Raw genomic sequence first — 22,824 nt, forward strand, 5'->3', positions numbered from 1 at the left:
TTCTAAATTGAAATCTGTATTTTGTATATTGGCCGCTCTTTCCATTATACAATTGAATAGAGGATGATCACAACCTCCCCAGTGATGAAACAAATAAAAACGCACAATCCTGAATGAATTATGCGTTTTCTTTAATATTCGTTAGTTCCACCATGTTTGTGAACAGCGCGTGCCAATCTTTTTTCTTCGCTCGGCTTTGTCTTAGGTGTCTAAAAGCCGTGTCGTCTTTTTTGCTGATCACTTTTAGGCAGGCTTCTATGAAGAGCGCAGGATCATCGCCCACTAAATATTCATACACATTCTTCTCTTTTAGCCTTTCCGTTGAAGGGAGATTTAAACCGACAACCGGTATTCCAGCAGCTAAAAATTCATAAAGCTTGAGTGGGAACACCGCTTGATTATAAGGGGATTGTTTGTATGGCATCATCCCTACATCAATCAGCTTCATATAAGCAGGCACTTCTTCTGCTGCAACAGCTCCTGTCCAAATCACATTAGGCAGTTTAAGCGCATGCTGAAAAGATGGATCTCCATTCGTTCCATCCGGACCGACAAATAAAAATGTCCAATCAGGCCGCATGCGAGCAGCTTCAGCCATCATGTCAAAATCGAGTTTTGGTTTGATTCCTCCGATAAAACCGAGCACGGTTCCTTCTCTTCCTTCCAGCACATCTTCTTTACACGGAAGATTGCTTTTCGCAAACACATCGTACTCGACACCATTTTCCACTGTAAACACATCTTTCGGTTCTCCCATCAGACGTTTTTTGATTTGATCGTGTAAATATTGAGAAGAGCATGTAATGCTGTGTGCGTATTTAATAATTCGATTTTCTGCTTTAACAATGACACGCTGCCTCATATAAGAAAGGATGTTATGGTTGCCGCTTATCGGCTCTCCCCACAGGTCACTGCAATCATAGACAATATGTTTCCATTCAAATAAAGAAGATAAGAGCGGAAAGCCCGGAAACGTATACCATAAACAAACGGCAATCCCCTTCTTTTCCTCCTGCCGCAAATGTTCAAGAAGAGGGGATAATTTATGAATATAGAACATGTCTTGATATCGACCAAAGCGAAATAATTTGCTCTTGAGCACATCGGGAATGGTCAATTGCTTCATTCGATCGGTTATGGGCTGAAAGGGAGCTATATGACGAGATGATGACGGGCATACCCAGATGACTTCTTTTGTTTCTGGATCAGATGCTAGAAATTCGGCCAGCCGATGCCGTCTGTACCTTAGTCCGTCCTGTCCCCATTCTCCCGTCGCTACGACAACATGTATGATCGAGTCTGCTTTCACCTTTATCACCTTTTTTCCCTTCTGTTTATAAGCGTTTCTTCACAGCATTTGTCGCATAGTGCATAAAACACCAGGACGCTTTCACAAAATGAAGCTGCTCAATTTCTCTGTAGACAAACCACGTTTTTTTCGCTGCTTTCCACTTGTTACTAGAGATGGAGTTCCCAACGATGCGATATTCACTGAGCGGTTCACTCATCCCATAGGCTGTAAACCCTCTTTTTAATATAGACAGCCATGTAGCTAAATCCTGTCTTGTGCGAATGTTTGGCATTTCCACATGTCCTACCTTTTCAAGATCAAGCATGACCGTTAAACAGCCGATAATGGTGTTTTTCAAGGCTTCATTATAGTCCAATCTCGCTGGCGCAGTGACGGTTTTTTCAAATGGTTCTCCGTTTTCTGCAATGATGTCATATGCCGTAAATGTAAAGGCATAATCATTTGTCAGCATGAAGTCTACCTGTTTTTCGAGCTTCGTCTCTTTCCACATATCATCGCTGTCTAGAAAAGCGATAAAGCGTCCTTTTGCCTGTTTGATGGCTGCGTTTCTAGCAATGGCAGCTCCCCCATTTTCCTCTAAATAAATGACGTTGATTCTGTCGTCCGCTTGACTTAAATCCCCTAATAGCTTTCTAGTTCCATCTGTAGAACAATCATCTGCAATGATCAGCTCCCAATTGGAATAGGTTTGGGCAAGGACGGAATGAACTGTATCCGTTAAATAACGTTCCGCATTATACGCAGGTGTAATGATGGATACTAACGGTTGATTGTTCACCTAAGACTCATCTCCAGTTCATTATTAAGATTCTTTGAACACTTCGGGTAAGACGACAAACATGAGCGAGATGCTAAAGCCAATGACAAGCCCAAGCAGTGCCCGTTTTTTGGCTGACATGCCTTTATTGCCCTCATCAAGTACTTGGGCAGGATCGACAATCTTTGCCTGCTTCATTCCAAGCTTTGTAGACTCCAATTCATATAAGAATCGTTCTTTATCAACTTTTGAATCATTGCTGACCGATTCGTCTTGAAGTGCAGCTAATCTACTTTCAATAACCTGCTGCCTTTTTGTAAATAATGCTTTATCTTGCTTGAGAAATGTATTCGACACCTGCTTCACGACAGCCAAAGCACGATCCTTATCGGCATCAGTGAACGACAACTGTAATTGTGTATCTGATTGATTGGTAAGGATGAGACGGGTTTTCATATCCTGTCTTTCTTCTTCTTTCACATCACTGAGTGCTTCATTTAGAAAGGCATCGCTTTTTAATAGAGATGTCACTTCTGCCATATTGTTATACACCCCATCATCATATTTACCGAGAGTGAGGGTAACAGCCGCTGTATAACTAGACTGCTGCGTAGTTCCTTTAGCAAAAAAGAAACCAAAGGCACCTAATACGATAGGCAGCAGTATGAGCCATACGATGTACTTTTTGATTCGTTTCCCTATCCTAGATATGAAACCAGACATGTTCATTCTCCCAACATTGACTTATTTGCTCTTTCACTAGTGTAGCCATACATACAAAGCATCACACACGGTTTACCATAGTTTGAGTCGTTGTTTGTTTTTCAACATATTCACCGCTGCGATCACCAGTCCTAAAAATACCCAGTGAAAATATAAATTCGAGATGGAGCTAGGACTGATACTTGAAACGAGAAAGCTCAGCATGGCTGCAAACAACCCCTCAATGATCATTTTTGCTGATCTTGTGTCAGCCCATTTGTATTGCTTGTAAAGTGTGAACATGAGATAGGCGTATAGTGAGATATAGCCCAGCATGACTGCAAATCCAAAGTTCGTCATCAATTCCAGCAGCCAATTGTGCACTTCTACGACCTGGTCTGTATCAAAGATCGAAAAGTGAGCTAAATAGTAAGACACATTCCCCGCTCCAACCCCGAATCCGTATGAATTCGTAAAGAAGTGCCAAGCATTTTTCATCAAATTCGCTCTCGCGATGTTAGACGGGAGTGGTTCACTAAAAGAATGAGCGATCTGAGAAGCGAGAAACAAGTCATAAAAAGTCGAATAAATCTTGGCTGAAAAGACAGCGATACCAATGACGACAAGTCCGCTTGCGGCAATGATTGACCACTTTTTGAGAACACGCGGGAGCAGTAGCCACACATAGATCGCCACTCCTGCAAATATGCCAAGCAAACTGGCGCGGGATTCGGTTAACAAAATGAGATACAGCGCGGCGATTGCACCTAGTAATCCAAACGCTTTGATATAACCGTTTTTCATTTGACGCATGCACGCTAGATATAAGAAGAAACTAATCGATAAAAACGTTGCAAAGTCATTCTGATTAAAAAAGACAGATGTAGGATAGTGCTGTTTATATGCTGGCCCTAGATATAATGAGGTATTCGGTAAATGGTTCAATGTAAAGTGATTATAGAACCCAATCCCCATCACAAACACAGTCATCACGAGCCAAATGCTATAAAAGGTCACCACTTGGTCCATTCGCTGAATATACATGACGACTAGAAAGACAAATCCCATTCCCATTGCAAGAAGGGACATATATTTCAGGCCGTCTGTGACTGAATGCGCCCAAAGCAGTGAGATGAGTCCGTAAAGAAACCATGCTGAGAAAAAACCAAGAATACCTTTGACACGAATCTGCTGCCATTGAGATATGTACGTCCCCTTTTCTCTCATCCGCCATATGAATAAAGCAAAGGCGGCGATGAGCATGATACGGTAGAGAAAAAGGCTAAAGAATCCAGCACTAATAGAAAAAAAAGCGTTGTTGAGAAAGGTCAATGTAGTCAAAAGATAGATGGCTGACATGAAGATTTGCTCACCATTCATGTACAACTTCATCAACACGAGAGCAGCAGCCAGGATCAGAAGTATTACCGGAACAGCCACCATTTTCTTTAACCCAACGGGCTGGGTGGATGTCATTTGTACAAGCCCAATCCCTGCTGCAAACAAAATACATCCAATCATGATTTGCCATGCTGTTTGTTTCACACTCATACCCATTATCCTCCTAAGCAACCCATCCGATTTGAGGGATTAAGCCTTGACTTCCTGTTCATAGTAGGAAATGGTACGAGCCAAACCTTCCTGTAAACTCACAACAGGCTCCCATGATAAGACTTGTTTCGTTTCCTCATTTGACAATGTACTATGCACAATATCCCCTGCACGCTGCGCCTTGTAAATTGGTTCAAGATGCGACCCCGTCACTCGCTTCATCGTTTGAAACAGCTCATTCACAGTGATCGAATCCCCACATGAAATATTTAAACAAACGTTTGATTGAGCTGTTAAAGCCGCAACATTCGCTGCTGCTAGATCACCTACATAGATGAAATCTCTTGTTTGTTCCCCGTCCCCAAAAATGAAAGGGGCCTCATCCTTTGCAAACTTATCAGAGAAAATCGAGACAACCCCCCCTTCGCCAAGTGCGTCTTGTCGCGGACCATAAACATTGCTATACCGAAGAATACAATAGTCCACATCATACAATGTTTTTGCCATTTCTAAGTACCGCTCTACTGTGAGTTTTGATAAACCATACGGCGAACCAGGCTTTAACTGGTGAGCGGTGTCTACTGGCAGATACACAGGATCTCCATAGACAGCGGCTGATGAGGCAAATACCACTTTCTTGACACCAGCCTCTGAAGCCGCTTTGATCACATGCAGAGATCCTTTAATATTCACTTCTTGATCATATATATAATCATTGACCGATACTGCGACACTTACTTGTGCAGCAAGATGAATGATATAGTCTGGTGCGATTTTTTTAATAATTTCAACCACTTCTGGTTTTGTTACATCCTCTTCAATACACGGAACAGATAAATGTGCAATATTTTCCTTCCTACCTGTTGAAAAGTTATCAAGCACGATGACTTCATATTCTTTGTTTATTAATTCTTCAACAGTATGTGAACCTATAAATCCACTACCTCCAGTAACCAATACTTTCTTCATCCAAGTTCCTCCTAAAAATCAAGCTTCTAATAACATCTTAACATCCTGTACATGAGGACGACCGATCGAATGATAAATAAAGCCGTTTTTTCTCATTTGTTCTGGTTCAAATATATTACGTCCATCAATGATCACTGGACGTTGAAGTAGTCTTCTGACTTTCTCCATATCCATTTTTAATACTTCTTCCCATTCAGTCAAGATGAAACATGCATCTGAATGCTCTATAGTTTGATATAGGTTGTCACTGAATATCGTTTGGTTTCCAAGGATCTTCTTCGCTTCTAAGTGAGCAATTGGGTCATACGCTTTTACATAAGCTCCTAGATCTTGCAACATTGGAATAATATCAAGAGCAGGAGAGGATCTTAAATCATTTGTATTAGGTTTAAATGCCAATCCTAATACAGAGATCGTTTTTCCCTTGATGTCACCATAGACATCCATCAATTTCTTCACGAGATACGCTCGTTGATGTGTATTTGTTTCGACAACAGATTCAATTAACTTAAAACGATAACCTACTGTTTCAGCTATTTTTAATAGTGCCTTGGTATCCTTCGGGAAGCAGGAACCTCCAAAACCAACTCCGGCTTTTAAAAACTTCTGTCCAATTCGGCTATCTAGACCAACGCCTTCTGATACTTTCTCAACATCTGCACCCACTCGATCGCAAATATTGGCAATATCATTGATAAAAGAAATTTTGGTTGCAAGCATCGCATTTGCTGCGTATTTAATCATTTCTGCACTTTCTAGGTTGGTTTCAACCACTACTGTTTGAAACGGTTCATGTAACGTCTTAATGATTTCCGATGCATGAGAACTTGTAGACCCTATAACCACCCGCTCCATATTCATCGTATCTTTGATGGCAGAGCCTTCTCTGAGAAATTCTGGATTGGATACGACATCAAAAGGATACTTACTGCGCGATGCTTTTTCGACAATGGCTTGAACGAGCCGGCCTGTTCCAACGGGCACTGTGCTTTTATTGACGATGATTTTGTAGCCATTTAAATGTTCACCAATTGTTTGAGCGACAGCTTTCACGTACGTTAAATCTGCTTCTCCCTGTGCTGTCATCGGAGTCCCTACAGCAATATAGATAATGTCTGATTCCCTGATAGCAGCAGGAATATTGGTTGTAAAAAACAGTCTTCCTTCTTCGGTATTCTTTTCAATCAATTCCTTTAAACCCGGTTCATAAATGGGAACGACACCACTTTTTAAGCTGTTGATTTTTGATTCATCAATGTCACAGCAGATGACACGATTTCCGATATCAGCAAAACAAGTACCCGATACTAACCCGACATACCCTGTTCCAATCACAGCAATTTTCTTCAACATTTTTCATCCTCTCAGTAAAAGCATATTGTCCGTTCCAAGCTGTTTATCTATCTATCATTCTTTGCACATTTCATCTTGTTTAAACGATGGATCTTGATTGATGAAGCACCTTTTCATATTGCTGTATGAGCTGCTTCGCATTATTTTCTGATGAATATTCTGTATGAACGATTTGATGTAGATCGCTTTTTACTTGCTCATTCCACCTGTTTTCATAAAGGTAGGCGTGAATGGCCTCTTTTAACTGATTTGCCGAATGCGGATCAACGAGCAGGTGTTGATAGCTAGAAAATAAGGTTGGAAGACCACCGACTCTTGTCGCAATGACAGGTACTTTTAAAGCGAGCGCCTCCAGAACGACGGTTGGCATTCCTTCACTATAGGACGGAAGCGTAAACAGATCGGTTGCCATTAAATAGTCTTTCACCTGATCATTCGGCACCTGCCCTGGGAGTATAATGGATGCTCCAGCCCGTTCTGTGAGCTCTTTTGCAAGGGGGCCTTTTCCAACAAAAACTGCTTTCACACCATCCATGCCACTGATAGCTTCAACTAATTCAAGCAAACCTTTCTCTTTGACTAATCGGCCGACGAAGACAACGAGCTTGTCGTGAAGGGGTAAGCCTAACTTTTCCCTGATGACTTGTTGATCTTCTTCCGTTTTAGAAAATGACTGGAGCGGAATACCGAGCGGGAGGCATTGCGCTTCTACTTTCGTCATGTCATTTGTCTTTTTAGCAAGCTCTTCACTCACCGTCAGAACTGCCGATGCCTGTTTCACCGCCGTTTCAAAGGCTGCATATGCCCCTTTACTATAGCTCGGATACACGTTCACATCACTGCCATGTAAGGTCAAAAGATAAGGAATTTTCGTTTTTTGCTGAATCACAGCCGCTGCTCCGCCAGATGGCATTGCAAAGTGCGCATGGATAAAATCTGGTGACAGCTGATAACGCTGCATAGCGCCGAGAACAGAAGCCGCTATTCGTTTACTCGGCTGTGCCCATTTCAGCTGTCCGGGGAGTGCTGTATAGGGCGGCCTGTATACGGTCACTCCGTTTCTCATTTCCTGTTCGGGCAGATCCTTTTTCTGCCGATAGGACGCCTTCAGCATCCGCAAAATCGGTGGATTAACTGGGTTGGGACAGATGACGGTCACTTGTATTCCTTGTTTGAGCAGCTCCTGTACTTGCGTTTCATGGAATACACCTTCACTTGGATGTCTTTCACTAGGATATACACTTGTCAGCCATAGCACCTTCATGACGAACGACCTCTTCTCATTAATTTGCCTGCCACCTGCGGATACATTTTGATGAGCAGCAAGCCGTACAATGCAGCACTGACACAAATCGTCAGTCCTAATTGAAGTAAAATATCCGCTGATGTCAGCTTCATCCCTTGATGCAGGGCTACCGCACAGGCGGCCATCAATAGCGTCATAACAGCAGGTTTGCCAAGTGATTTTAAATACACCTTCATATCTAGCTGAATGACATAAGCCATGAGCCATCTGCCAACAATGAAGTTGAGCAGGCTGACACCTGAGTAAACCCAAGCTACTGTGAGCAGACTGCCTGTGCTGACACCTACATATAAGGCGGTTCCATACACAAGAAGCATTCCCATATCCCAATAAAAGGCTAAGTCCGCTCTCCCCTTTGCAAGAAGTATGGACCCGTTTGGATTCATCAGCACACGCAGAAGGCCAACAATGCACAATATATTAAGAACCGGAACAGCTACGAGCCATTTCTCTCCAAACACTACTTCTATAAAGCTATCTGATACAGCAACAAGACCGACTAATAGCGGAAAGCTAATCAATGCGAGCATATTCGTCATACTGAGGAAGCCCTCTCGCAGCATGGAGTGATCACGCTGGCTTTTTGCAAAAACAGGGAAAGCCACTCTCGTCACAATCGGATTGATCTTCAGCACGGGAATCGTCACAATTTGATACGCCAAGCTATAAATACCTAACGCTTCTGCTCCAAGAAACCGGCCGATTAAAATCATGTCTATATTCGATCCTGCTCGATTGACCAGTCTGGATGCGAGCTGGAAAGCACCGAATGAGAAAAACTCTTTCACTTCTCCTAATGCAAAAACAGGTGCTGGGCGCCACTTCTTCCAATAAGCTGCGGCATACATAAGCCCTTTTCCTGATTGCAGCAGCACTTGAGAAACGACATAGGCTACAATCGGATTGATGAAGAAGGCCAATGCGAGTAAAACAATCAGCGATATCATGGTCGCAACGGCTTCAATGGCACTTAGTGTTTTAAAAGCTAGGTCCTTTTGCATCATGTATTGGTATTGCTGGCCAATAGGAGCAATCAGAAACATGATCGATAATAGTTTCAGCAACCCCTCCAGCTCTGGTCGGTTATAAAAAGCGGCAATCATTGGGCTAACTAGAATGAGTAAACAGAATAAGACAACTCCAGTGAGTAAATTGATCCAATATAATGTAGATAATTGCCGTTCTGTTGTTTGTTCTTTTTGGATGATCGCTGCCCCGATCCCTAGATCAAGTAAAATCTGCGTAAATATTGTGACAGTTGTGATCATACCAACGAGTCCAAACTCTTTCAGTGACATCACATTCCCTAAAAAGGCGAACTGTGCGATTTGGATGATCGTAATGATGAATGCGGACAAGCTTGTCCATTTCGCCCCGCCTAGCATTCGTTTTTTCATACTTGCCATTTCTCTTCCCTACTTTACTTATCTGGCTCCGTCACCCGTCATGATGACTTTTAACGTTTTTACCATAATCTTCGTGTCGAGAGAAAATGTCAAGTTTTGAATATAATGTAAGTCATGTGTTAATTTTTCACTTGGACTCATTTCATATCCTCCATTTACTTGAGCAAGACCTGTCAGTCCCGGCTTGACCGTTAATCTTTTCGTAAAACCTGGAATCGTCCGGTTAAATTCTGCGGTAAACATCGGTCTTTCTGGCCGCGGACCTACGATACTCATTTCTCCTTTTAACACATTGATAAATTGCGGAAGTTCATCGATTCTTGTTTTACGAATGAAGGCTCCCACTTTGGTGATACGTGGATCATTTTTTTGTGCCCATTTCGCTCCTCCGCTTTCAGCATCGATTCTCATCGATCTGAGCTTCCATAATTTAAAGTAAACACCATCTTTCCCGACCCTCTCCTGCATATAAAAGGCTGGTCCCGGTGTTTCCAGCTTAATCAAAAGAGCAAACAGCAAAATGATTGGCGTACTCAACATCAATCCGATGAACGAGAACATTAAATCTATGAAACGTTTTGCAAATAAATAACGAACCATATGTTCTGTTAAGGCAAAAGAGTGGTTTCGTCTCACTTCATATTCTCTATAAAGATTCATCGCTTTCTCTGCACTCACTGACCTGCACCTCACCATTCAAAGTAGTTGTTGTGTAAAGAGATGTTCTATGAAAGTCAGTTTAGCAGAGCAACATTAAGCAAATGTAAATGCGCTGTTAAGTCTTGTAAAACTGTGTTAAGAATGTGCACTTATATCAAGTTATACCCTTTTCAACGTAAAAAAGACCCGCAATTCTGCGGGTCTCCGGTCTTTTCTTTATTTTGCTTTAACAGATTCGATGGTTTTTAATCGAAGGGTTCCGTTTGCATCTTTTGTATAAGTGACTTTCACTTTGGATTCTTCTTTTAAGCTGTTCACTTGTTTAGAAAACGTATTTCCGAATTGAATAGCGACTTCTTTGCCATCAATGTTCACAGCAATGGTATGTCCATCAGCCAAGCCGACATATGTGCCTTCTTTGGTGACTTCATTTTGCTTATTTGTTGTTGATTCTTTCTTTGTTTTAGAATCAGTTTTTGATTGTTCTTTAGCTGGTTCTTCTTTTGTGATTTCTTTACTTGAGCTGTCTTTTGCGTCTTCATCAGATTGACCAGATTGCTCTTCTTTTTGAGCAACTGTTTCTTTGCTTTGATCATCTGCTTTTTCATTTGATGATTGATCTTCTGTTTTTTCCTTTTCCTCTGAAGCATTTTCTTTCTTTTGATCAGCTGCTTCGGTTGTTTCCTTTTTGCTGTCATCCTTATTGTTGTCGTTTGATTGATTTGTTGTGCCGCACGCTGTGAGTAAGACACCTAGAAGCAATACTAGAAACGGCATTGTGATTAATTTTTTCAAAATTGTCACCTCTTCATGATTTGTCGATTGGCTGTCGCTTGAAGATTCATGCGTAAACCATCACCTTTTATATTTCAATTATAACAAAGATAACTAGAAATGAAATGTATTTTTAACTTGACACATCATCGGCGACTCGATTACTTCATAGACTTTTGAAAAAAGGCTGCCGAGAGACGTTCTCGAGCAGCCTAAGAGGAGTATCTGAGGCACCCCTCATCTTTGTATTTTCTTATCTAAAGTAACCTGACACACCGCTTGAAATGCCTGACGCTAAACGATCTTTATACGTAGCTGATTTCAAGATATTTGAATCGACTGGACTTGACACAAAACCAGTTTCTAAAAGAACACTCGGCATTTTAGAATATTTAATCACGTAGAATCCAGCTGTTTTCACACCACGGTCTCTTGTACCAAGTGCACTGACCATTTTCGGCTGAATGTTTTGCGCAAGCTTCAAGCTGTTTGCAGACGCATATGTTTTATCATAATACGTTTCTGTTCCGTTTGCACTGCTGTTATCATTTGAGTTCGCATGGACACTGATGAAGATATCTGCATTTGCCGACGCACCTTTGCTCACTCGTGTTTGGAGACTATCAAATGTATCTGATGTTCTTGACATCGTTGTAAGTGCACCAGCATTGTTTAATTTCGTATTTAAACGTTTCGCTACATCTAAATTCAAGTTCTTTTCATATAACCCGTAGCCTACTGCTCCTGAATCATGTGCACCATGACCTGGATCGATGAATACTTTTTTCCCGACGACAGGGTTTTTCAATTGGGAAACCACAGTATTCGTCACAGTGGATGTACCACCTAGAATACTAAATGAAGTGATCTTCTTCGAACCAATTATTTGTCTAGTTGCTTTTGGTAATGTTTTTTCATTTGTGAAAATAAAAGCTTTACCTTGCTTAGCAGCGATACTAGCTCCTGAAGCGGCATCCGCATAGGCAAAACCATTACTAATATACGTAGTGCTCGTACTCATATTGTATTTCTTCACAATATTTGCTGCGACTTCATAACGATTTGCTCCACCAATTCTTCCAGGTGAAGGCAACTGAGCATAAGCTGATTTATTTACGCTAGACTCCCCACCAATGACAATGGTATTTTTAACTCCTCGGCTTTTCATGACCGCTGAAGTTTCCGAACGTAAACCTTTATCATTTGTTAATAAGATTGGATAGCCTTGTTTTGCAGCATAAGGTGCAATGGCAACGGCATCTGCATAAGCAAAGCCATTGGCTACAACAGCCGTACTAGAGCTTTTCATTTGTTTTGCGATATTTGCTGCTAAGTCATAGCGGTTCTTACCACTAATACGTTTCACAGAAATCCCCATCGATTTAAGCTGAGTTGTTACCTTTCCAGAGACACTTTTTGTGCCACCAAGAATAATCACATTCTTTGTTTTTAGACTTTGAAGGCCTTTTTTCGTATCTGTAGATAAACTAGTACTGTTTGTAAAAAGAACAGGTGCATTTTTTTGATATGCAAAAGGAACTGCACTTAATGCATCCGCATATGCATCTTTCCCTACAAGAACAACTGTACTTGATGTTGTCCAACTTTTTTTCGCCGCATTCACCGCAACAGCATAACGGTTTTTCCCATCAATTCTTGTGACTGAATTGTCAGCAAGTGCAGATGGAAGAAACAGACACATAGCTATTACACTTAAAAATACTACTTTTATGATAGAGCGCACGTGTATAACCTCCCTTAATATTTTAATTTGTTGTTAATTTTGCGCCTGGATAATAGAATGACAAAATGCTTGAGTATGTGCTTCCTGATTCAGCTCTCATTTTCGCTCCATATTGACTCATTCCAACTCCATGTCCATATCCTTTTCCTGTGATAGTGAAATCATTGGTGTTGTTCTTGACTGAAGCGTATGTGCTTTTTAAATTAGTGGCACCCAGTATTGATCTAAATTCAGTCATTTTAAAACTAAGTGTTGCTGATTTATTCATACTGTAGGAACCTGTTTTATTTTTTAAGTGATAGCTAACTTTCAAAGAGGCTGTTTTTGCTCTCTGCCCTTTTGTTTTCCCAGAAAAGGTGACACTAGAAATATTAGCAATCTTAATCTCTGAAGCTGATGTTTCTTTATTTTTTAGAATCCAGTTCTTCAACCCATTCAACTGACTTGCATTTGTTTCTGCTGTCTTACTCCACCAAGATGCTGGAGATGACGCACTAAGTGATGTACTCAATTGAGTTTTTGATAGTTTAAGTGTCCAAGCATTTTTTGGATCTTTTGTATCTGCTTTTGCGACTAGGTAAGGAAATGCACTTGACCACACTTCTTCACTAGCCTCGGTGTAGCCTCCATTACTAGAATAATAGGTTGCAGAAATCAGACTATTATTATATTTTAATACCTTGCCTTTTGTAGCATCTACAGCTTTTGTAGAGTTTGTAGACCAGTTATAACCGCCATATACTTGGAACGCTGTTGTATCTGGCACAACTTTCCCTATACTGCTTACAGAATATGTACGTGCTGCAACAGCCTGTGCTTTCAATGCCTCAACATGCCAGCTTGCTGGCATTTCATTCGGCACAACCCCTTTAAGATAATCTTCAAAAGGGATGTTTTCATTTGTTGGTCGAATATAGCCTGATTCTACAGCAAAATTCATGTTCCCCAAGTATGCTTTCCCAGCAACTCGAATGACATTTGTAGTTGAATATTTCTCTGGAACAACTCTTACTGAAGATCCAAATGTCTTAATGCCTTTGATTGAAATTTTTCCGTTAGAAACATTCAATTGATAATCCTTATTATTCTTCAAATAAAATTCTTTTGATAATTTAGATTGTAGACTTGCTGAAATGGATTTTACTCCACCAGACAATTGGAAAGAGTACGTCCCCTGTTTTTTGACAATTGATGTCACAGGTGATGTTAGACTATTTTCTTTCACAAGTACCATAGGGCTGTTATTCTTGGCTGCTAAAAGTGAAAATGTAATTGCATCTGTGAAAATAGAACCGTTTGCTAAATATAGCTTATTAGCATTCATGTTTAACCCAGTTACAATATTTGCAGAGACCTCATATCTATTAGCTCCACCTATTCTTTTCACAGTGGACGTTTTTTTAATTTGAGATTCAACTTTTTTGCTAACACTCTTTTCTCCACCAATAATCACAACTTTTTTCGGGAGTTTGTAAGTGGGTAAACTGTCTTTCTTCGTTAACAGAATAGGGTAGCCGTTTCTTGCAGCATATGGAGTTACTGAAGCACTGTCAGTAAAAATGCTTCCTGTTGCCACTATAGCTTCACTATAGTTCCCCATCTCTTTTGCAATGTTTTGTGAAACAGCATAACGTGATTTACCACTGATTCTTTTGATCTTTCCGTATTTCTTTAATGCTTTCTCAGTTGCTGAAGAAACACTTGTTGTTCCACCGATAATGAGAATATTATCAGGATTCATTTTTTTAATTTGCTTTTCAGTGGTCTTTGTTAATTTTTCAGCATTCGTATATAAAATAGGTGCATTCAGTTTATAAGCTAATGGTGTAGCGGAAATAGCATCTGCAAATGCGTCACGATTTACAATGACAATGGTAGATGGATTTTTCCAACCTGCTGAAGCGATACTATTGGCTACCTCATAACGGTTCTTACCATCATATCGAGCGACGGAAGATACATTTGTACCAGTTACTTTGTATAAGCCGGATGATGATATGTTAAAGTTGTTTTTATTCCCAACATAGTTTGATAATTTAACAGAAATTGAGCTTGCCGCTGCAGCATCATTTGGCATAAATACAAGCAAAAGTAAGATGAACGTTGTAAATGTTAGACTTAATTTTTTCAATTTAATGATCCCACCGACTCTCTATTGTACTTTTTTGATTTCTTGAATTTCCTTTTGACCACTGTCATTAATAAAGTAAGAGATTTCTACTTTATCTCCTGGATTGAATTCATTTAACACATCTTTAAAATTATCCGTAAATTCATAGTTTAAGGTCGTATTCACTTTTTTCACTTCGACTGTATGTGCATCAGCCATACCAATAAATTCAGCTTTTTCTTCCAGCACCTGAGGAGTTGAACTGCTTGTCTTGTTTTCTCCCGAGGACTGCTCAGCCGTTCCACATGCAGTGAGCACGATACCAAGTAGTAGTATTAAGAACGGTAAAACGACGATTTTCTTCATTTTTTTCACCTCATGTCTTTGTATCGTCTTATAACTTAATATTTTAAGGTAAATTTAAGGTTTTTTGAAACCTTTTTTTTGTTACAACGTCTATATCTAGGTTCAGAGTAAAAAAATAACTTGTTTATCAAGATTCGTAAACCTATAATCATGGAAGAATCATAGAAAAGGTGAGGGACATTATGAGAGCTGAAAGAAAACGAAAGAAGAAAAAGGTTCTTTGGATTATTTTATCGATTATTGGCTTATTCGTATTAGCTACTGGCGGATATGCATATCATCTTTGGAATACAGCAGCATCAACCGTGGCAGGCATTCAGGAGAATTTGAAGAAGTCAGATAAGCGTGACAAAGATGTCGATTTAAATAAGAAAGACCCGATTTCTATTTTAGTCATGGGCGTTGATGAAAGAAAAAATGACCGAGGCCGTGCGGATACATTAATATACATGACCGTTAACCCAAAAACCAAAACGACTGAGATGGTGAGTATCCCACGTGATACGTATACGAAAATTGTCGGAAAAGGCACAATGGATAAAATCAACCACTCCTATGCATTCGGCGGCACACAAATGGCAGCTGATACTGTAGAGGAATTGCTTGATGTACCTGTTGATTACTTCGTGAAAGTCAATATGGAAAGCTTTAAGGATGTTGTCGATACACTTGGCGGCATTACAGTGAACAGCACATTTGCTTTCAGCTATGATGGCCACTCATTTGGCACAGGAGAAATTAATTTAAATGGCGATCAAGCCCTTGCCTACACAAGAATGAGAAAGCAAGATCCAAAGGGTGACTTCGGACGTCAACAAAGGCAGCGCCAAGTCATTGAAGGGATCATTGCTAAAGGGGCAAACATCTCATCTATTACAAAGTTCGGCGATATGTTCAAAGTCGTGGAAAACAATATGAAGACTAACATGTCATTTGATGATATGTGGACGATGATGAATGACTACCGTGACGCAAGACAACATGTGGAGCAGCACGAGCTGAAAGGAACGGGAGCTCGCATCAATAATATCTATTATTATCAGCTTGATGATAGCAGTCTGGCTAAAGTGAAGAAGGAATTGAAGGACAGTTTGGAGCAGTAAAAAAGAAGACAAAGGGCTAAAATCAAGATCATTTTAGCCCTTTGTCAACAATCTGAAGACTACATGACTGTAGTCTTCTTTTTTATGATTTGAATGGGACAGGTTTTTCTTCACTTAATCCAAATCGATGAAGAAGTTCTTGGACAATTCGTTTCGATGCTTGTCCGTCACCATAAGGATTAGACGCCTTCGACATGCTGTCATATTCCTTCTGATCTACTAGCAGCTCTTTTGCCATTTTGTAAATGGTCTCTTCATCCGTACCTGCAAGCTTAAGTGTCCCAGCTTTCACGCCTTCTGGACGTTCTGTTGTATCACGGAGCACTAATACTGGCTTCCCTAGAGAAGGTGCCTCTTCTTGTACACCGCCAGAATCCGTTAAAATAAAGTGTGAAGCGGCAGCAAAGTTATGGAAATCAACGACTTCAAGCGGTTCAATTAAGTGTACACGGTCTAGACCGCTAAATTCTGTCTGAGCCGCATCACGTACGGCAGGGTTTAAATGAACAGGATAAACAACCTGAACATCTTCAAATTCTTCTACAACACGTCTAATAGCTCTAAACATGTTTTTCATTGGCTGGCCAAGATTCTCTCTGCGATGGGCCGTTAACAAGATCATTTTATCCGTTCCTATTCTTTCTAAAATAGGGTGCTGATAATGCTCAGTAACTGTTGTTTGCAGGGCGTCAATCGCTGTATTCCCTGTCACACAAATGGTCTCTTCTTTTTTATTTTCAATTAAAAGATTCTGCTTCGCTTCCTCTGTAGGAGAGAAATGAATATCGGCAATAGTACCTGTCATTTGACGATTCAATTCCTCTGGGAACGGCGAATATTTATTGTGTGTTCTCAATCCTGCTTCGACGTGCCCAACTGAAATTTGGTGATAAAATGCTGCCAAGCTGCCTGCAAAGGTCGTTGTTGTATCCCCATGGACAAGGACAATATCAGGCTTTTCTTCTAGGAATAATTGATCTAGCTTTAACAGTGCATTTGATGTAATTTCAGATAATGTCTGGCGCTGTTTCATGATGTTTAAATCATGATCTGGCGTAATTGAAAAAGCCTCAAGAACTTGATCAAGCATCTCTCTGTGCTGGGCTGTCACAGTAACAATTGAATTTATCTGTGGATGTTTATTTAATTCAAGGACAAGTGGTGCCATTTTGATCGCTTCAGGTCTAGTACCGAAAATAGTCATTACATTTAGTTTTTTCACTTGTTTAATCCTCTTTCCTAGTATAGTTACTTTCAATTATACACAATTTGGAGGATAAATTTAATGATATAAAAAAGAAATGTATATTGAAGTAACTCTAAATTTATCTTTCCTTTACATTTAACATACAAAATTTGAATTATAGAAAATTCTTTTAATTGAATTTAATTGTCTTTTAATTGATATGAAGTTAAACTATATTTATGTTAATTGATAAAATTTGATAAAAAACACAAAAATTAATTGTTTTTTCTACTAAGGAAGGTGCTAAGTTCATTGAAAAAAGTACGTAAAGCCATTATACCAGCTGCAGGTCTTGGGACACGTTTCCTCCCTGCAACAAAAGCGATGCCTAAAGAAATGCTGCCAATCGTTGATAAACCAACCATTCAATATATTATTGAAGAAGCTGTTGAATCAGGAATTGAAGACATTATTATTGTGACTGGGAAAGGAAAAAGAGCCATTGAGGATCATTTTGATTTTGCACCAGAGCTTGAGCGCAACCTGGAGGAAAAAGGGAAGAGCTCGCTTTTAGAGAAGGTGAGAAAATCCTCTAACATTGCTGACATTCATTACATACGTCAAAAGGAACCTAAAGGACTTGGACACGCAGTTTGGTGCGCACGTAAGTTCATCGGCGATGAACCTTTTGCTGTTTTACTAGGTGATGACATTGTACAAGCTAAAACACCAGGACTTCGTCAGCTGATGGATGAATATGAGAAAACACTTTCTTCTATCATTGGCGTTCAACAAGTAGCCGATAGTGATACAGATAGATACGGAATCATTGATCCCCTAACCCAGGAAGGACGACGCTATCAAGTAAAAAACTTTGTTGAAAAGCCACCGCTTGGGACAGCTCCTTCAAATTTAGCAATCTTAGGACGATATATTTTCACACCAGAAATCTTTATGTATTTGGATCAGCAAGAAATTGGAGCTGGGGGAGAAATTCAACTGACTGATGCTATTCAAAAGCTAAATGACATCCAACGTGTTTTTGCATATGACTTCGAAGGAAAACGATATGATGTTGGTGAAAAACAAGGCTTCATTGAAACAACTCTGGAGTTTGCCCTACAGGATGAAGAGTTGAAAAAGAAACTCATTCCATTTATGAAACAACTTCTTGAAAAAGAAGAAGAATATTAAAAAAGCTGCCATGTTTGGCAGCTTTCAGCTTGTAGACAAAGTCTACAAGCTTTTTTGTATAATAAGGGTAATAACAATAATCTGTGGGGGATAAACATGTTATCGAAACGTGAAGAAGAAAGAAGAAATCAATTAGAAGTAGTGGCTATCAGGTTGATAGGTCTGAGGTGGAAGCGTGGTGACACGTGGAGCTGACAGATACTAATAGATCGAGGACTTAACCTATATTCTATTGTGAAGTTTGAACATTGTTATCTAGTTTTGAGAGAACATTCTCTCCATCAGGTTTGGTGGCGATAGCGAAGAGGTCACACCCGTTCCCATACCGAACACGGAAGTTAAGCTCTTCAGCGCCGATGGTAGTTGGGGGTCTCCCCCTGTGAGAGTAGGACGCCGCCAAGCTTTTTGTTTATATCCTTCCAATGGAAGAAGTTACTTTATCATTCCGCAGTAGCTCAGTGGTAGAGCTATCGGCTGTTAACCGATCGGTCGTAGGTTCGAGTCCTACCTGCGGAGCCATGCTTCCATAGCTCAGTAGGTAGAGCACTTCCATGGTAAGGAAGAGGTCAGCGGTTCGAGCCCGCTTGGAAGCTTTCCTCTAAATGTTGATCTGACAGGGTTTCTCGATGATGAGAAGGCTTTTTTTTATGTCTTTTTTTATTTGTTTGGGGACCAATCCGCATGACCTAAACGCTGAGAGACTACCAGGTATATGCCGATTTGATTTAGTAGCATGAGTAAGAGGCATTACATGCAAATGAATTTTCTTTATATCGATTCCACCATTTTATTTAAAGTTGAAAAGGCAGTTGAGAACGTACAATGCTAATTCGTTAATTGCTGAATTAGCAAGGAACTCCATTGGCCAACGTTTTGCCACATAAGAAATGGAACGGACCGAAGACAAAAGCAGCTCTTCAAAAAACATTGGAAAAATGAAAAAAGTAAAGCCCCTAGCCATAGAGAATAGGGGCTTTTTTGATGTTTATTTTTCATCGTTTGAAAATCTGTGAAGCTGCAATTCTTTTGCAGTCGCAACTTTCATTGTTTTTCTTTTGAAGTGAATCCTTCTCTCAAAAACCTTTTTCTTTCTCTGTTACTTTATCGAGTGATTCTAGGGTATACGAAAAAGTGTTGCTTCCACACGATTTTACACTAATCATGTTTCTGCTCCTGTTTTCGTAATATGTCCTTTTTGTTTTACTTAATATTCAATAAAAAGCAGTTCATTAAATTTCGTCATCCCTATATGCTTGTTAAATGTGTCTAAATTGTGAAATTGACAATTTCCACAAACTAAAATATGTGGTAAGTCTGTCTATAGTAGGTAACACAATACTCTTTGTTATGGTGAGCATTGAAAGAAGGAGATTTCATGATTATTGCCATAACTGGTGTTACATATGGTAGTAAAGTCAGAGAGCCAAAAGGTGCTCTGCATTACTACTACACACATGCCTTAGAAATCGGAAATTCTAAGGAAGAGCTTTTCATCCAAATGGACTTACAGATAAGCTCTCGAAAAAAATTACATGGAGGTAATAGGAAATGAGAATTAACCACAATATCGCAGCACTTAACACATTGAACCGTTTGTCTGCAAACAATGGTGCGAGCCAAAAGAACATGGAGAAACTTTCTTCTGGTCTTAAAATCAACCGTGCAGGAGATGACGCAGCAGGTCTTGCAATCTCTGAAAAAATGCGTGGACAAATCCGCGGATTAGAAATGGCTTCAAAAAACGCGCAAGACGGCATCTCTCTTATTCAAACAGCTGAGGGTGCATTGACTGAAACTCACTCAATCCTTCAACGTGTTCGTGAACTAGTTGTTCAAGCTGGAAATACTGGTACACAGCAAGGTGAAGACTTAACTGCAATTAAAGATGAGATCACAGCGCTTGTTGATGAGGTCGATGGTATTTCTAATCGTACTGAGTTTAACGGAAAAAAATTATTAAATGGTACGTTTAATGGAACAGGTACACCAGGTACACCTGGCACACCTGCAGATTCAGAAGCTGGAACACCAGAAATCCCAGCAACCCCAGCAACTGATGGTGAGGCTTTAGTATTCCAAATTGGTGCAAATGCTACACAACAAATTAAGGTAAACATTCAAGATATGAGCGCTGCTGCTTTAGGCGTTGCAGGCACTGATGGTAAAACTGAGACAGGTAAATCTGTTAAAGATATCGATGTATCTAAATTTGAAACAATTGCAGCTGATGAAGATGGTGGATTTGATGATCAGTTAGCAATCGTTGATGGAGCTATTAAACAAGTTTCTGCACAACGTTCTAAACTTGGTGCAGTTCAAAACCGTCTAGAGCACACAATCAACAACCTTGGTGCTTCTTCTGAAAACTTAACAGCTGCTGAGTCTCGTATCCGTGACGTTGACATGGCGAAAGAAATGAGTGAGTTCACGAAGAACAACATTCTTTCTCAAGCGTCTCAAGCAATGCTTGCACAAGCGAATCAACAGCCACAAAACGTACTTCAATTATTACGATAATAAACCAAAAGCCCCTTTGATATAGGGGCTTTTTTGTTTGTTTTAAAATGTTGGACTCGCTCAGTGACAAATAGACTCATGAAGATGGAATAAATCGATTGGTAAGGAAGCTTTGTATCAATTTTCTACACTTTCCTTCTTTTTGTGCTTGATTCCTTAGTTCCTTTCTTATATTCTTACTAAAGTGATGATTATCCTCTCTAACAAAAGACTCTGTACGTTCCTCTTTTTCCCCGAAAGTGAAGCATTGTTTATTTTCCTTTCCTCATCTCCAGGTTTGAATGATCTTCTTTTCCGTGTACGGTATGTATATAAAAAGGAGTAGATGGTTTGAAAGATTTATTTGTAAAGCAAGAATGGTTTGGATATGTGCGTCAGGATGTGCTGGCGGGTATTTTAGTGGCTCTGGCTTTAATTCCTGAGGCGATTGCGTTTTCGATTATTGCGGGCGTTGATCCAAAGGTTGGGTTGTATGCTTCGTTTTGTATTGCCATTGTCATTTCGTTTGTTGGTGGACGACCAGGTATGATTTCGGCTGCTACAGGGGCTATGGCTCTGGTTATGGTTAATTTGGTAGCTGATCATGGATTGCAATACTTGTTTGCGGCTACGATTTTAACAGGACTGATTCAAATAGTGTTTGGACTTTGCCGAGTGTCTCGTCTGATGAAGTTTATTCCGAGATCCGTAATGGTTGGTTTTGTGAATGCGTTGGCTATTATGATCTTTATGGCTCAGCTTCCGCATTTTGTTGGGGAATCATTGGCCATGTATATCATGACAGGCGGTGCTTTGCTGATCATTTATTTATTGCCGATGGTGGTAAAGGTGATACCTTCCCCCCTCATTGCGATTATTGTCATGACGATCATTGCTGTATTTGGACATATTGATGTGAGAACAGTTGGAGATATGGGAGAGCTTCCTAGTACTTTGCCTGCTTTTCTGATTCCTCAAGTTCCGTTTAGCTGGGAGACTCTTGCTATCATTTTTCCTTATTCTTTAGCGCTAGCCATGGTTGGTTTACTTGAGTCTCTTTTAACTGCACAGATTGTTGATGATATGACGGAGACGTCTAGTCGAAAGAACAAGGAAGCGAGAGGTCAAGGGATTGCCAATGTGGTTGCAGGATTCTTTGGTGGTATGGCTGGTTGTGCGATGATTGGTCAATCAGTGATCAATACGAAGGCAGGCGGGCGTGGCCGACTTTCTACCTTTGTAGCGGGTGCCTTTTTAATGGTTCTCATTTTTGTACTTGGTGATGTTGTGGTTCAGATTCCGATGGCTGCTCTTGTGGCTGTGATGATTATGGTCTCCGTTGGGACATTTGATTGGAGTTCCTTTCAGCAGCTAAAAAAGAATCCGAAAACAGATTCTATCGTGATGATTGTTACGGTCGTGACGGTGGTGTTAACTCATGATTTATCAAAAGGTGTTTTTGCAGGTGTGCTACTTAGCGCTGTATTCTTTGTGGCAAAAATATCGAAGCTTCATATTACCTCTACTGAAAAGCAAGTAGGGACTTGGGTTTATCGAATTAAAGGTCAAATTTTCTTTGCTTCTGTCACTGATTTCATCCAAGCGTTCCATCAGGGGAATGATCTCCAAACCGTTGTGATTGATCTATCTGAAGCGCGTATATGGGATGAATCGGGTGTGGCAGCGATAGAACGTGTAAAGGAAAAGTATCATGCAGCTGGCGTACAAGTAGACATAGTTGGAATGGATACACAAAGTCGAAATCTTGTGAAACAGGTGAATGGTTCTTCATAAGTTCTTTCTGTTTGTTACAATAGAAAAGGTAAGAAAGTGAA

General features: G+C 40.2%; 19 protein-coding genes, 2 tRNA genes and 1 rRNA gene. 8 read left to right on the plus strand and 14 right to left on the minus strand.

Annotated features, from left to right (window positions below):
* Positions 1-118 precede the first annotated feature (118 nt).
* The 13 genes from tuaH to GPS65_RS04795 form a co-directional block, all read right to left on the minus strand.
* Entirely contained in the window at positions 119-1,309 is a 1,191-nt protein-coding gene (gene tuaH / locus GPS65_RS04735) for a teichuronic acid biosynthesis protein TuaH (protein ID WP_041816361.1), read from the minus strand.
* A gap of 25 nt (positions 1,310-1,334) precedes the next feature.
* Positions 1,335-2,090: a teichuronic acid biosynthesis protein TuaG gene (gene tuaG, locus GPS65_RS04740; RefSeq protein ID WP_012011437.1), complete on the minus strand. Its 756-nt coding sequence runs from the start codon at positions 2,088-2,090 to the stop codon at positions 1,335-1,337.
* A 24-nt stretch (positions 2,091-2,114) separates the two neighbouring features.
* Entirely contained in the window at positions 2,115-2,792 is a 678-nt protein-coding gene (gene tuaF, locus GPS65_RS04745; RefSeq protein ID WP_012011438.1) for a teichuronic acid biosynthesis protein TuaF, read from the minus strand.
* 72 nt (positions 2,793-2,864) lie between these two features.
* Positions 2,865-4,322, minus strand: a complete 1,458-nt coding sequence (gene tuaE / locus GPS65_RS04750) for a teichuronic acid biosynthesis protein TuaE (RefSeq protein ID WP_012011439.1) — start codon at positions 4,320-4,322, stop codon at positions 2,865-2,867.
* 39 nt (positions 4,323-4,361) lie between these two features.
* On the minus strand, positions 4,362-5,291 hold the full coding sequence (locus tag GPS65_RS04755; RefSeq protein WP_119125451.1) for an NAD-dependent epimerase/dehydratase family protein: 930 nt from the start codon (positions 5,289-5,291) through the stop codon (positions 4,362-4,364).
* Between the two features lie 18 nt (positions 5,292-5,309).
* On the minus strand, positions 5,310-6,644 hold the full coding sequence (gene tuaD / locus GPS65_RS04760) for a UDP-glucose 6-dehydrogenase TuaD (RefSeq protein WP_012011441.1): 1,335 nt from the start codon (positions 6,642-6,644) through the stop codon (positions 5,310-5,312).
* A gap of 79 nt (positions 6,645-6,723) precedes the next feature.
* Positions 6,724-7,908: a teichuronic acid biosynthesis protein TuaC gene (tuaC, locus tag GPS65_RS04765; protein ID WP_119125452.1), complete on the minus strand. Its 1,185-nt coding sequence runs from the start codon at positions 7,906-7,908 to the stop codon at positions 6,724-6,726.
* Positions 7,905-9,356, minus strand: a complete 1,452-nt coding sequence (gene tuaB, locus GPS65_RS04770) for a teichuronic acid biosynthesis protein TuaB (protein WP_012011443.1) — start codon at positions 9,354-9,356, stop codon at positions 7,905-7,907. The genes tuaC and tuaB overlap by 4 nt, the downstream gene beginning before the upstream one ends.
* Positions 9,357-9,374: 18 nt before the next feature.
* Positions 9,375-10,034 carry a sugar transferase gene (locus GPS65_RS04775; RefSeq protein ID WP_012011444.1) on the minus strand — a complete coding sequence of 220 codons (660 nt, stop codon included), beginning with the start codon at positions 10,032-10,034 and terminating at the stop codon, positions 9,375-9,377.
* Positions 10,035-10,232: 198 nt separating this feature from the next.
* A complete protein-coding gene (locus GPS65_RS04780; RefSeq protein ID WP_119125453.1) occupies positions 10,233-10,811 on the minus strand; it encodes a prolipoprotein diacylglyceryl transferase in 579 nt (192 codons plus the stop codon).
* A gap of 232 nt (positions 10,812-11,043) precedes the next feature.
* Entirely contained in the window at positions 11,044-12,534 is a 1,491-nt protein-coding gene (locus GPS65_RS04785; RefSeq protein WP_012011446.1) for an N-acetylmuramoyl-L-alanine amidase, read from the minus strand.
* A gap of 22 nt (positions 12,535-12,556) precedes the next feature.
* Positions 12,557-14,665 (minus strand): SpoIID/LytB domain-containing protein, encoded by a 2,109-nt coding sequence (locus tag GPS65_RS04790; RefSeq protein ID WP_012011447.1) that lies wholly within the window; start codon positions 14,663-14,665, stop codon positions 12,557-12,559.
* A gap of 21 nt (positions 14,666-14,686) precedes the next feature.
* Complete coding sequence (locus GPS65_RS04795; RefSeq protein ID WP_012011448.1) at positions 14,687-15,010, minus strand: lipoprotein; 324 nt, start codon at positions 15,008-15,010, stop codon at positions 14,687-14,689.
* 182 nt (positions 15,011-15,192) lie between these two features.
* Between GPS65_RS04795 and tagU the strand changes: the two genes are divergently transcribed.
* The gene (gene tagU / locus GPS65_RS04800; protein WP_012011449.1) at positions 15,193-16,113 is read left to right on the plus strand and encodes a polyisoprenyl-teichoic acid--peptidoglycan teichoic acid transferase TagU; all 921 of its coding nucleotides are present in this window, start codon (positions 15,193-15,195) and stop codon (positions 16,111-16,113) included.
* 82 nt (positions 16,114-16,195) lie between these two features.
* On the opposite strand, the gene wecB is transcribed toward tagU, so the two are convergent.
* Complete coding sequence (gene wecB, locus GPS65_RS04805; protein ID WP_119125454.1) at positions 16,196-17,335, minus strand: non-hydrolyzing UDP-N-acetylglucosamine 2-epimerase; 1,140 nt, start codon at positions 17,333-17,335, stop codon at positions 16,196-16,198.
* 276 nt (positions 17,336-17,611) lie between these two features.
* Between wecB and galU the strand changes: the two genes are divergently transcribed.
* From galU to GPS65_RS04835, 7 genes are all read left to right on the plus strand, one after another.
* Positions 17,612-18,493: a UTP--glucose-1-phosphate uridylyltransferase GalU gene (gene galU / locus GPS65_RS04810; RefSeq protein WP_119125455.1), complete on the plus strand. Its 882-nt coding sequence runs from the start codon at positions 17,612-17,614 to the stop codon at positions 18,491-18,493.
* Between the two features lie 286 nt (positions 18,494-18,779).
* Positions 18,780-18,895: ribosomal RNA gene (rrf, locus tag GPS65_RS04815) — 5S ribosomal RNA — on the plus strand.
* A gap of 42 nt (positions 18,896-18,937) precedes the next feature.
* A tRNA-Asn gene (locus tag GPS65_RS04820) sits at positions 18,938-19,012 on the plus strand.
* 1 nt (position 19,013) lies between these two features.
* Positions 19,014-19,086, plus strand: a tRNA-Thr gene (locus GPS65_RS04825).
* Between the two features lie 782 nt (positions 19,087-19,868).
* Positions 19,869-20,045, plus strand: coding sequence for a hypothetical protein (locus tag GPS65_RS19265; protein WP_176372690.1), 177 nt, complete (start codon positions 19,869-19,871; stop codon positions 20,043-20,045).
* Positions 20,042-21,010, plus strand: coding sequence for a flagellin Hag (gene hag, locus GPS65_RS04830; protein ID WP_012008729.1), 969 nt, complete (start codon positions 20,042-20,044; stop codon positions 21,008-21,010). The genes GPS65_RS19265 and hag overlap by 4 nt, the downstream gene beginning before the upstream one ends.
* Before the next feature lie 330 nt (positions 21,011-21,340).
* Positions 21,341-22,783, plus strand: coding sequence for a SulP family inorganic anion transporter (locus GPS65_RS04835; RefSeq protein ID WP_012008730.1), 1,443 nt, complete (start codon positions 21,341-21,343; stop codon positions 22,781-22,783).
* Positions 22,784-22,824 lie beyond the last annotated feature (41 nt).

This window comes from Bacillus pumilus (assembly GCF_009937765.1).
Classification (GTDB): Bacteria; Bacillota; Bacilli; order Bacillales; family Bacillaceae; genus Bacillus; species Bacillus pumilus_O.